Here is an 11,911-nt window from a genome sequence, read left to right on the forward strand (position 1 = left end):
ACCGACAGCGACGCCGACCGCCGCGCCGTGGCCGACTACTGGGAGGTCGACGACCTGCCGAGCGCGCCCGGACGCGAAACCGCCCAGATCCTGCGCGCCACCGCCGACGGCGAACTCGGCGGCCTCCTCGTCGCCGGCGTCGACCCCTTCGACCTGCCCGACCCCTCGGCGGCCGAGGCGGCCCTGTACACCGCCAACTTCATCGTGTCGATCGAGCAGCGCCACACCGCCGTCACCCGGCGGGCCGCCGTGGTGCTGCCCATCGCCCCGGTGTCCGACAAGGGCGGCGCCTACCTGAACTGGGAGGGACGGCTGCGCACCTTCGACGCCTCCCTCGACTCGTCCCTCATGAGCGACTTCGAGGTGCTGGACGCCATCGCCGCGGCCATGGGCGTCGAACTCGGCCTGTCGGGCCTGCGCGCGGTGCGCGGCGAACTGGCCGGGGTCCCCGTCCCGGACGGCCGCGCCGCCGCGCCGATGGTCTCGGCCGACCTGCCCGACACCCCCGGCGCCGGCAACGCCCTGCTGTCGACCTGGCGGATGCTGCTGGACTCCGGAACCCTCCAGGACAACAACCCCCACCTGGCCGGGACCGCGCGCCCCCCGGTGGTGCGGCTGTCGGCGGCCACCGCGGGCTCCATCGGCGCCGACGACGGACAGGCCGTCACCGTCTCCAGCGCCACCGGCGGCATTACCCTGCCCCTGGCCGTCACCCACATGCCCGACGGCGTGGTGTGGCTGCCGTCCAACTCGCCCGGCTCGGGCGTACACAGAGGACTTGGTGTGACCGCGGGCGCCGCGGTCTCGATCGCCACCTACAACGGAGGCAACCGTGACTGACGCATCCTTGACGATCCTGGCACGGGGCAACCCCGACAAGACCCTGGCACTGTTCGGCCACGACCCGTGGTGGCTGATGCTCATCAAGGCCGTGGTCATCTTCGTCCTGCTGGTCGTGCTCACCCTGCTGACCATCTGGTTCGAACGCAAGGCCGTCGCCTGGATGCAGGTACGCCCCGGCCCCAACCGCAACGGCCCCTTCGGTCTGCTGCAAAGCCTCGCCGACGGCCTGAAGCTGGCGTTCAAAGAGGACCTGATCCCCAAGGACGCCGACAAGATCGTGTTCATCCTGGCCCCGGTGATCTCCGCGGCCTGCGCCATCACCGCGTTCTCGGTGATCCCGCTGGGCGGCATGGTCAACCTCTTCGGGTACGACACGCCCCTGCAACTCACCGACCTGCCGGTCGGCGTCCTGCTGGTGCTGTCGTGCTCCGCGCTGGGCGTGTACGGCATCGTGTTGGGCGGCTGGGCATCCGGCTCCACCTACTCGCTGCTGGGTTCGCTGCGCGCCGCCGCCCAGGTGATCTCCTACGAGATCGCGATGGGACTGTCCATCGTGGCGGTGTTCCTCACCTCCGGGACCCTGTCGACCTCCGGCATCGTCGACGCCCAGCAGCACGGCCAGCCGATGACCATCGGCTCCACCAGCTTCCACATCCCCGGCTGGTACGCCCTGCTGCTGCTGCCCAGCTTCATCATCTTCTGCATCTCCGTGGTCGGCGAGACCAACCGGGCGCCCTTCGACCTCCCCGAGGCCGAAAGCGAACTGGTCGGCGGCTTCCACACCGAATACTCGTCCCTGAAGTTCGCCCTGTTCTTCCTGGCCGAATACATCAACATGGTCACCGTGTCCGCCATGGCCACCACCCTGTTCCTGGGCGGCTGGCAGGCGCCGTTCCCGGCCAGCTGGTGGCCCGCCGCCAACACCGGCTGGTGGCCGATGCTGTGGTTCTTCGCCAAGGTCATCGTGCTGCTGTTCTGCTTCGTGTGGCTGCGCGGCACCCTGCCCCGGTTCCGCTACGACCAGTTCATGCGGCTGGGCTGGAAGGTGCTGGTCCCGGTCAACCTGATCTGGATCGTCGCGCTGGCCGGCTTCTACGCCGGACGCAACGCGGTGGGACTGTCCACCAAGGTCGCCGTCATCGGCGGCGTCGGACTGCTGGTGCTGCTGGCCCTGCTGTTTTGGCCCACCCGCAAGGAATACAAGCCACCAGCAGAACCCGACACCGGGCTCGGCGGCTACCCGGTACCCCCGCTGTCGCTGGAGGTCCCGCCGTCGCCGGGCGTCAAGACCCTTGAAGCCACCCGAGAACCCGTCGCCGCACGGGAAGGGGAGTGAGCATCATGTTCGGTACCGCCAAGAGCTTCGGCGTCACCTTCGCCCACATGTTCAAGAAACAGGTGACGGAGAAGTACCCCGAGGTCCGCAAGCCCACCGCGCCCCGCTACCACGGACGCCACATCCTCAACCGTCACCCCGACGGCCTGGAGAAGTGCGTCGGCTGCGAGCTGTGCGCCTGGGCCTGCCCCGCCGACGCCATCTTCGTGGAGGGCGCCACCAACACCGACGCGGGCCGCTACTCGCCCGGCGAACGTTACGCCGGTGACTACCAGATCAACTATGCCCGCTGCATCTTCTGCGGACTGTGCATCGAGGCCTGCCCGACCCGCTCGCTCACCATGAGCAACGAATACGAGCTGGCCTCCGACAACCGCAAGGACCTCATCTTCACCAAGGAACAGCTGCTGGCGCCCCTGCTGGAGGGCATGGAACAGCCGCCGCACCCGATGCGCCTGGGCGACTCCGAAAAGGACTACTACGTCAAGGCGCTGGACAACCCCGGCACCTCCGTCGGCGGCGAATACTCCTCCGCCGAAGCCCGCGCCGAGCAGGAGGCCTGAGCCATGCCCACCCACATCCTGGCCGACGTCGCCGCATCCGGCGCCGTGACCACCGGAGAGGCCGTCACCTTCTGGATCCTGGCGCCCGTCATCCTGGCCGGCGCCATCGGCATGGTCCTGGCCCGAAGCGCCGTCCACTCGGCGCTGCTTCTGGCCTGCACCATGCTGTCGCTGGGCGTGTTCTACATGCTCCAGTCCGGACCGTTCATCGGCTTCGTGCAGATCATCGTGTACACCGGCGCCATCATGATGCTGTTCCTGTTCGTCATCATGCTCGTGGGACGCGACTCCAAGGACTCCCTACTGGAAACGCTACGCGGGCAACGCATCGCCGCGATCCTGCTGGGCGTCGGCATGGCGGGCCTGCTGTGCACCGGCCTGGCCCGCGGCGTCGGAGCCGTCACCGCCGTCGGCCTCGACGCCGCCAACAAGAACGGCAACGTCAAGGGCATCGCCGCCCCCCTGTTCACCAAGTACGTGTTCGCCTTCGAGGTCACCTCGGCGCTGCTCATCACCGCCGCCGTCGGCGCCATGGTGCTGGCCCACATCGAGCGCCGCAAACAGGACAAGGTCGGCCAGAAGGAGACCTCCCGGCTGCGCTTCGCCGAGGGCAACTACCCCGGCCCCAAGCCCGGGCCCGGCGTGTTCGCCACCTCCGACTCGGTGGCCACCCCGGCGCTGCTGCCCGACGGCACCGTCAGCGAACGCTCCATCTCGCCGGTCGTGCCGGTGCGGGAACTCGAGCCCGCCGAGGCCGCCCCGAAAGGCACCGACAAAGGACTGAAGGACACATGACACCCACCTACTACCTCGTGCTGGCCGCGGCACTGTTCACCATCGGCGCCGTCGGCGTCCTGGTGCGCCGCAACGCCATCGTCGTGTTCATGTGCATCGAGCTGATGCTCAACGCCGGCAACCTCACCCTGGTGACGTTCTCCCGCATCAACGGCGGACTCGACGGCCAGATCATGGCGTTCTTCGTCATGGTGGTGGCCGCCGCCGAGGTCGTGATCGGACTGGCCATCATCATGTCGATCTTTAGATCGCGGCGCTCCGCCTCGGTCGACGACGCGAACCTGCTGAAGTACTAAGAGGACTTGGACGTGGAGAAGATCGAATTCGCCCAAGCCACCGGCGCGCTGTCGGGCCTGTGGCTGCTCATCGCCCTGCCGCTGGCGGGCGCGGCGATCCTGTTCCTGCTGGGACGCCGCGCCGACAAGTGGGGCCACTGGCTCGGATGCGCCACCATCGCCGCATCCTTCGCCCTCGGCCTCACCTACGTGATCCAACTGGCCGGACAGGACAACAAGTCCGCCGTGGTCAACCTGTTCACGTTCATCGGCTCCGGCTCACTGACCATCAAGTTCAGTCTGCTGCTGGACCCGCTGTCGAGCGTGTTCGTCCTGCTCATCACCGGCGTCGGATTCCTCATCCACGTCTACGCCGTGGGCTACATGGAACACGACCCCGGACGCCGCCGCTTCTTCGCGTTCTTCAACCTGTTCGTCGCCGCGATGCTCCTTTTGGTGCTGGGCAACAACTACGTGATGACCTTCATCGGCTGGGAAGGCGTCGGCCTGGCGTCCTACCTGCTGATCTCCTTCTGGTACACCAAACCCTCGGCAGCCACCGCGGGCAAGAAGGCGTTCATCATGAACCGCGTCGGCGACGCCGGATTCCTCGTGGCGATCTTCCTCATGTTCGCCTACATGGGCTCCACCGACTTCCAGACCGTCTTCAACTCCGCGCTCGGCCACCACGTCGCCTCCGGCGTCATCCTCGCCATCGGGCTGTGCCTGCTGCTGGGCGCCTGCGGCAAGAGCGGCCAGTTCCCGCTCCAGGCCTGGCTTCCCGACGCCATGGAAGGCCCCACCCCCGTGTCGGCCCTCATCCACGCCGCCACCATGGTCACCGCCGGGGTCTACCTCATCGCCCGCTCCCACGCCGTGTTCAGCGCCAACGCCACCGCCCAGACCGTCGTGGTGTCGATCGGCGCGCTCACCCTCGTCATCGGATGCATCATCGGCTGCGCCAAGGACGACATCAAACGCGTCCTGGCCTACTCCACCGTCTCCCAGATCGGATACATGTTCCTCGGCGTCGGGCTCGGCGGCGGCGCCTACGCGCTGGGCATCATCCACCTGCTCGCCCACGGCTTCTTCAAGGCCGGGCTGTTCCTCGGCGCCGGCTCCGTCATGCACGGCATGAAGGACCAGGTCAACATCCGCCGCTTCGGCGGACTGTGGAAGTACATGAAGATCACCTGGGCCACCTTCGGCCTCGGATACCTCGCCATCATCGGCATCCCGCCGCTGTCCGGCTTCTTCACCAAGGACCCCATCGTCGAGGCCGCCTTCAACAGCCGCGAGGGCTGGCAGGGCTGGCTCTTCGGCTCCGCCGCCCTCCTCGGCGCCGGACTCACCGCCTTCTACATGACCCGCGTTTTCGTCCTGACCTTCCACGGCAAGAAACGCTGGACCGACGACATCGAGCACCCGCACGAATCGCCGCCCATCATGACGATCCCGCTGATCCTGCTGGCCTGCGGCTCCGTCGCCGCCGGGTTCCTCATGTCCACCTCCGTGGTCACCTGGCTCACCCCCGTGTTCGGCGACCACCACGAGGCCGCCGCCAACCTGTCGCCGACCATCATCACCATCGCGATGATCGTCGCCGACGTCATCGGCGTCGGACTGGCCGTGGCCCTGTTCGCCCGCGGCACCGCCCTGGAACCGCGGCCCGCCCGCACCCAGATCGTGCGCGCCGCCCGCGCCAACCTCTACGCCGACCGGTTCAACGAACTGGTCTTCGAACTCCCCGGACGACTGCTCACCCGCGCCCTGGTGTGGGTCGACAACCGAGGCGTCGACGGCATCGTCAACGGCCTCGCCGCCGCCGTCGGCGGCGGATCGGGCCGGCTGCGCCGCGCCCAGACCGGCTTCGTCCGAAGCTACGCATTGTCCATATTGTCCGGCGCCGTCATTGTCGTGGCGGCCTTGTTGGTGGTGACATTCGGGTGAACTCGTTCCCATACCTGTCGGCGCTCATCGTCGTGCCCCTCATCGGCGCGCTGATAACCGCCGCGGTCCCCAAGGCCAAGCCCCAACAGGCCAAGGCCATCTCCCTGGGCTTCAGCCTCCTGATCGCCGCCATCACGGTGATCGCCTGCATCGCCTACGCCAACGGCTCCGGCCACATGCGACTCGCCGAGAACTACGTGTGGGTGCGGTCCTGGAACCTCAACCTGTCCTTCGGCGTCGACGGCATCGCCCTGGTCATGGTCGCGCTCACCGCGCTACTCACCCCCATCGTGATCGCCGCGTCCTGGCACGACGCCAACGGCCGCAACGTACCCACGTTCTTCGCGCTCATCCTGGCCCTGCAGGCCACCATGGTCGGCACCTTCCTGGCCACCAACGTCCTGCTGTTCTACATCTTCTTCGAAGTCATGCTCGTGCCGATGTACTTCCTCATCGGCTCCTACGGCGGCAAACGCCGCCAATACGCCGCCGTCAAATTCTTCCTGTACTCCCTGCTGGGCGGAATGGTGCTGCTGGCCGCCGTCATCGGGCTGTGGGTCGCCACCGGCGGCCACCTCGACTGGAACGACCTCACCACCAAATACGCCCTCCACCAGGGCACCCTGCAAAACTGGCTGTTCCTCGGCTTCTTCGCCGCCTTCGCCATCAAGGCGCCGTTCTTCCCGTTCCACACCTGGCTCCCCGACGCCGGCGGCGCCGCACCCGCCGGGGTCGCCGCGCTGCTCGTCGGCGTCATGGACAAGATCGGCACCTTCGCGATCCTGCGATACTGCCTGCCCATCTTCCCCGACGCCAGCCACACCTTCGCGCCACTGGCGATCGCGCTCGCCCTCGTCGGCGTCCTCTACGGGGCGCTGCTGGCGGTCGGACAAAAGGACCTGCGCCGACTCGTCGCCTACACCTCCATCGCCCACTTCGGATTCATCGGCATCGGCATCTTCGCCTTCACCACCCAATCCGCCTCGGGCGCCGTGCTCTACATGGTCAACCACGGCCTCGCCACCGGACTGCTGTTCCTCGTCGTGGGCATGCTCGCCTCCCGACGCGGCTCCAGCGACATCTCCGACTTCGGCGGCGCCGGCAAGATGCTGCCACTACTGGCAGGGACCTTCTTCATCGCCGGACTCGCCTCCCTGGCCATGCCCGGCACTTCGCCGTTCGTGTCCGAGTTCATGATCCTGCTGGGCACCTTCAGCGTCTACAAGACCGTCGCGGTGATCGCCGTCCTCGGCGTCATCCTCGCCGCCTGCTACGTGCTGTGGATGTACCAACGCACCATGCAGGGCACCCTCAACGTGAAACTCAACGACGTCAAGGGCATGAAACGCGACCTGAGCCTGCGCGAAAAGCTCGTCGTCGCGCCGCTGGTCGCCGGGATCCTCTTCCTCGGCTTCTACCCGCAACCCGTTCTCGACGTCATCAACCCCGCCGTCCAACACACCCTCTCCAGCATCGGCGCCCACGACCCCAACACCGGCGCCAACACGGCAGCAACGGGAGAAGAGAAGACCAAATGAGCGACGTCCAACTGCCCAACATCGACTACACGGCGCTGCTTCCGCTGCTCATCGTGCTGGGCGCCGCGTGCATCGGCATCCTCGCCGAGGGATTCCTGCCCCGCGCACACCGCTTCAAGGTCCAGGTGCCCCTCACCCTGCTGGCGCTGGTCGCGGCCATCATCGCGATCTTCCCCAACATCGGCAAGAGCGCACCCGTGTTCACCACCAACGACGGAACCCGCGTCGACGCCGTCATCACCGACGGCCCCGGACTCTTCCTCACCGGCACCATCGCCGTGCTCGGCATCATCGCCGTGCTCCTGATCGCCGAACGCCGCGTCGCCGCCGGGGGAGCCTTCGTCGCCCACGCCGCCGTCGCCGCCGACTCCAAGGCCGACGCCGACCAGTCCGGCGAACCCGGCGCCACCGAGGTCTTCCCGCTGACGCTGTTCTCCATCGGCGGCATGATGCTGTTCTGCACCGCGGGAGACCTCCTGACCATGTTCGTGGCGCTGGAGGTCTTCTCCCTCCCGCTCTACCTCCTGTGTGGACTCGCGCGGCGCCGCCGCCTGCTGTCCCAGGAATCCGCCATGAAGTACTTCCTGCTCGGCGCCTTCGCCTCGGCCTTCTTTGTCTACGGCATCGCCCTGCTGTACGGCTTCGCCGGCAGCGTCGAACTCGCCGACATCAACACCGCCGTACTCGAATCCGACAACTCCGAGGTCCTGCTCCTCGGCGGGCTCGCCATGCTGTCCGTCGGCCTTCTCTTCAAGGCCGCCGCCGTCCCATTCCACGTATGGACCCCCGACGTCTACACCGGCGCACCCACCCCCATCACCGCCCTCATGGCCGCCTGCACCAAGGTCGCGGCCTTCGGCGGCATGCTGCGCGTCTTCAACGTCGCCTTCGGCAACGCCGGCGACCCCGGACGCACCAGCCTCCAATGGGAATGGCAACCGCTCCTGACCGCCATCGCCATCGCCACCATGGTCGTCGGCGCGATCCTCGCCGTCACCCAGACCGACATCAAACGCCTGCTGGCCTACTCCTCGATCGCCAACGCCGGATACATCCTCGTCGGCGTCATCGCCCTCCACCAGGCCGTCGCCGCCACCATGTTCTACCTCGCCGCCTACGGCTTCACGGTCCTGGCCGCCTTCGCCATCGTCACCCTCGTCCGCGACTCCCAGGGCGAAGCCACCCACCTGTCCCGCTGGGCGGGCCTGGCCAAGAGCTCCCCGCGCTTCGCCGTCATCTTCACCCTCCTCATGCTCGCCTTCGCTGGCATCCCGCTCACCAGCGGCTTCGCCGCCAAATTCGAGCTGTTCTCCTCGGCGCTCAGCGCCGGGCAGACGGGTCTGGTCATCGTCGGCGTCCTGTCCAGCGTGATCCTGGCCTTCCCGTACCTGAAGGTCGTGGTCCTGTTGTGGCTCAACGAGCCCGTCGAGGACGCCCCCACGGTGTCGCTGCCCAGCTTCGCCACGGGAACCGCCGTCGCCATCGGCGTCGCCGCGACCGTCCTGTTGGGAGTCGCGCCCCAGATGCTGCTGGACCTCGTGAACAACGCGGGGACGTTCCTGGCCAAGTAGGCGGGCCGCGCCACGCGAAGGGTATGCTGGCATACATGAGACGCACCACTGTCAAGTTGCCTGACGACCTTGACGCCAAACTTCGTCACGAAGCGGCCCGCCGCCACATAACGATCGCCGAGCTGAATCGCGAAGCGCTTGAGGCATATCTGGGCGGCGGCCGGCGTCAGTTTCTCTCCGCGGGGTCTGGGCGCAGCGGCCGGGATGACATTTCCGAACGTATTGAGGACATCCTTCGAAGCGAAGTGGGGACAGCGCCATAGCGATCGTCGTCGACGCTGGTCCGTTGTACGCGCTCGTGGATGCGGACGACCGACACCACGCGGCGTGCCGGGAATTGTTGGAGACTCATCCGGGGCCGTTGTATGTCCCGATGCTAGTAATCACCGAGGTCACCTACTTGGTCCAGACTCGCCTCGGGACCGAGGCCGAGGTGAGATTCCTCGGAGACCTGGCGACGGGAAACTTCGCCATTGAGCCGGTTCTGCCGTCAGAATGGCTTCGCATCGCCCAATTGACAAGCAGGTATAGAAACCTTCCACTGGGAACGGCCGACGCCTCCGTTGTCGCATTGGCGGAACGGATTGGGACAACGGAGGTCGCGACCGTTGACCGTCGACATTTCTCGGTGGTCAGACCGTCGCATTGCGACTACTTCGACATCAAGCCATAGGTACGGATCCAGTATGTCGATGGCGAATGTCAATCCGGGGAAGGTACCCTTAGCGGCGCTGTGGTTTGAGCCCTCGTGAGGGATTGAGCCCGCGATCCCGGGTCGTCCAATGGCAGGACCGCGGCTTTTGGTGCCGTTTATAGGGGTTCGAATCCTCTCCCGGGAGCTCTTCCAGTTGACATGGGGCCCAAAACCGTTCCCCCGCTCCCAGCGGTCTCTCAACTTTCGGTCGTTACGATGTGCCGTGTTCGTTGTCGTGGCCGAGGAGTGTCGTGGTGAGTGTTGACCGTACGGTGATCGTGTTGGCGGCGGGGCAGGGGACGCGGATGAAGTCGAGCCTGCCGAAGTGCATGATGCCGATGTTGGGTCGGTCGTTGTTGGGCCATGTGTTGTTTGCGGCCGAGGCCCTGGGGGCGGGGCGCACCATGGTGGTGGTGGGTCACGAGGCGGAGCGGATGTCGGCGCACGTGGCGGAGATCGCGCCGTATGCGGCGACGGTGTTGCAGGCGCAGCAGCGCGGGACGGGGCATGCCGTGCGGGTGGCGGCGGATGCGTTGGGGGAGTTGTCGGGCACGGTGGTGGTGCTGTACGGGGATACTCCTTTGTTGCGGCGGGAGACCTTGGCGGCGTTCATGGGGGCGCACGAGGCGGCGGGCAACAGCGCGACGGTCTTGACGGCGGAGGTGGCGGATCCCGCGGCGTTGGGGCGGATCGTGCGGGACGCCGACGGCGGCTTTGAGTCGATTGTGGAGTTTCGGGACGCGTCGCCCGGGCAGCGGGCGATCCGCGAGATCAATTCGGGTATCTACGCGTTCGACGCGGGTGCGCTGCGCGAGATGTTGTCGAAGCTGGTGTCGGACAACGATCAGGGGGAGGAGTACCTGACGGACGTGTTGGGCATGTTGCGTCGGGCGGGTCGTGCGGTGGGTACCCACACCGCGGAGGATGTGGACGACACCCTGGGCGCCAACGATCGCGCGCAGTTGGCGCAGTTGCAGGCGATCATGCGGGATCGGGTGAATGGGGGGTGGATGCGTTCGGGTGTGTCGATGGACGATCCGTCGTCGACGTTGGTGGATGTGACAGTGCGGCTGGAGCCGGACGTGACCCTGCGTCCGGGTGTGCAGTTGCGTGGCGACACGGTCGTGGAGTCGCACGCCGAGGTCGGCCCCGATTCGACGCTGGTGGATACGTCGGTGGGTGCGGGTGCCAGCGTGGTGCGGGCGCATTGCGTGGGTGCCGTGGTGGGCGCGGGCTGCGCCGTCGGCCCGTTCGCGTATCTGCGTCCTGGCGCGGTGTTGGGGGAGGGGGCGAAGGCGGGCACCTATGTGGAGGTGAAGAATTCCACGGTGGGTTCGGGCGCCAAGGTCCCGCATTTGTCTTATGTGGGTGATGCGTCGATCGGGGCGGACGCGAATCTGGGCGCGGGCACGATCGTGGCGAACTATGACGGCGTCGCGAAGCATCGCACCGACATCGGTGAGGCGGTGTTCGTGGGCTCGAATTCGGTGCTGGTGGCGCCGGTGACGGTGGCCGACGGATCCTATGTGGCGGCGGGCAGCGCGATTGCGGAGGATGTGCCGTCGGGGTCGTTGGGTGTGGCGCGGGGTAGGCAGCACAATTCGCAGGGTTGGGTGGCGAAGCGGCGTCCGGGTACGAAGACGGACGAAGCGGCCCAAAGGTCCAAGTAGTTGAGGGTTTTGGCGAGATCAATTACACATTTGGCGGGGCGAGTGGCCGCGCGCGGCGGGTTGTCGGGTGAGACTTGGCGGTGACACGTTTTTCCGGCCGCGATCTCGAAGGTGACACCGCGATGGCCAGTATTTCGGCTGCCAACCAGAAGAATCTGATGTTGTTCTCCGGCCGGGCTTTTCCCGAGCTGGCCGATGAGATTGGCGAGCACCTGGGCGTGGCGCCGACGCCGACCGACGCGTACTCCTTCGCCAATGGCGAGTTGTTCGTGCGTTATCAGGAGTCGGTGCGCGGCTGTGACGCCTTCGTGGTGCAGTCGATGTCGGCGCCCATCAATCGCTGGGTGATGGAGACGCTGATCATGGTGGACGCGCTGAAGCGGGGTTCGGCGAAGCGGATCACGGTGGTGGTGCCGTTTTATCCGTACGCGCGTCAGGACAAGAAGCATCGCGGGCGGGAGCCGATCTCGGCGCGGTTGGTGGCGGATCTGTTGAAGACGGCGGGCGCGGACCGGATCTTGACGGTCGATTTGCACACGGCGCAGATTCAGGGTTTTTTCGATGGCCCGGTCGATCACCTGTTCGCGATGGAGATACTGGCGTCCTATATGGAGGAGCGCTACGCGGGGCGTCCGTTGGCGGTGGTGGCGCCGGATTCGGGCCGGGTGCGGGTGGC

General features: G+C 66.8%; 12 protein-coding genes and 1 tRNA gene. All 13 read left to right on the forward strand.

Annotation, left to right across the window (positions count from 1 at the left end):
* The coding region (locus tag VE172_RS18140; protein WP_324803371.1) for a molybdopterin dinucleotide binding domain-containing protein at nt 1-840 on the forward strand (840 nt) is incomplete at its 5' end.
* Between the two features lie 7 nt (nt 841-847).
* Nucleotides 848-2,179, forward strand: a complete 1,332-nt coding sequence (gene nuoH / locus VE172_RS18145) for an NADH-quinone oxidoreductase subunit NuoH (protein ID WP_349258445.1) — start codon at nt 848-850, stop codon at nt 2,177-2,179.
* A gap of 5 nt (nt 2,180-2,184) precedes the next feature.
* Nucleotides 2,185-2,742, forward strand: a complete 558-nt coding sequence (nuoI, locus tag VE172_RS18150) for an NADH-quinone oxidoreductase subunit NuoI (protein ID WP_324803373.1) — start codon at nt 2,185-2,187, stop codon at nt 2,740-2,742.
* Nucleotides 2,743-2,745: 3 nt separating this feature from the next.
* The gene (locus VE172_RS18155) at nt 2,746-3,537 is read left to right on the forward strand and encodes an NADH-quinone oxidoreductase subunit J (protein ID WP_324803374.1); all 792 of its coding nucleotides are present in this window, start codon (nt 2,746-2,748) and stop codon (nt 3,535-3,537) included.
* Complete coding sequence (nuoK, locus tag VE172_RS18160) at nt 3,534-3,833, forward strand: NADH-quinone oxidoreductase subunit NuoK (RefSeq protein WP_324803375.1); 300 nt, start codon at nt 3,534-3,536, stop codon at nt 3,831-3,833. Before VE172_RS18155 ends, nuoK begins: the two co-directional genes overlap by 4 nt.
* 12 nt (nt 3,834-3,845) lie before the next feature.
* Nucleotides 3,846-5,762 carry an NADH-quinone oxidoreductase subunit L gene (nuoL, locus tag VE172_RS18165; protein WP_324803376.1) on the forward strand — a complete coding sequence of 639 codons (1,917 nt, stop codon included), beginning with the start codon at nt 3,846-3,848 and terminating at the stop codon, nt 5,760-5,762.
* Nucleotides 5,759-7,300 carry an NADH-quinone oxidoreductase subunit M gene (locus VE172_RS18170; RefSeq protein ID WP_324803377.1) on the forward strand — a complete coding sequence of 514 codons (1,542 nt, stop codon included), beginning with the start codon at nt 5,759-5,761 and terminating at the stop codon, nt 7,298-7,300. Before nuoL ends, VE172_RS18170 begins: the two co-directional genes overlap by 4 nt.
* Nucleotides 7,297-8,871 (forward strand): NADH-quinone oxidoreductase subunit NuoN, encoded by a 1,575-nt coding sequence (nuoN, locus tag VE172_RS18175; RefSeq protein WP_324803378.1) that lies wholly within the window; start codon nt 7,297-7,299, stop codon nt 8,869-8,871. The genes VE172_RS18170 and nuoN overlap by 4 nt, the downstream gene beginning before the upstream one ends.
* A 35-nt stretch (nt 8,872-8,906) precedes the next feature.
* A complete protein-coding gene (locus VE172_RS18180) occupies nt 8,907-9,134 on the forward strand; it encodes a CopG family transcriptional regulator (RefSeq protein ID WP_324803379.1) in 228 nt (75 codons plus the stop codon).
* 2 nt (nt 9,135-9,136) lie between these two features.
* Complete coding sequence (locus tag VE172_RS25510) at nt 9,137-9,544, forward strand: type II toxin-antitoxin system VapC family toxin (protein ID WP_349258446.1); 408 nt, start codon at nt 9,137-9,139, stop codon at nt 9,542-9,544.
* Nucleotides 9,545-9,639: 95 nt separating this feature from the next.
* A tRNA-Gln gene (locus VE172_RS18185) sits at nt 9,640-9,710 on the forward strand.
* A gap of 109 nt (nt 9,711-9,819) precedes the next feature.
* Nucleotides 9,820-11,235 (forward strand): bifunctional UDP-N-acetylglucosamine diphosphorylase/glucosamine-1-phosphate N-acetyltransferase GlmU, encoded by a 1,416-nt coding sequence (glmU, locus tag VE172_RS18190; protein ID WP_324803380.1) that lies wholly within the window; start codon nt 9,820-9,822, stop codon nt 11,233-11,235.
* 122 nt (nt 11,236-11,357) lie between these two features.
* Nucleotides 11,358-11,911 (forward strand): ribose-phosphate diphosphokinase (gene prs / locus VE172_RS18195; RefSeq protein ID WP_324803381.1); only part of this gene is annotated, 554 nt, incomplete at its 3' end.

This window comes from Stackebrandtia sp. (assembly GCF_035643755.1).
GTDB lineage: Bacteria > Actinomycetota > Actinomycetes > Mycobacteriales > Micromonosporaceae > Stackebrandtia.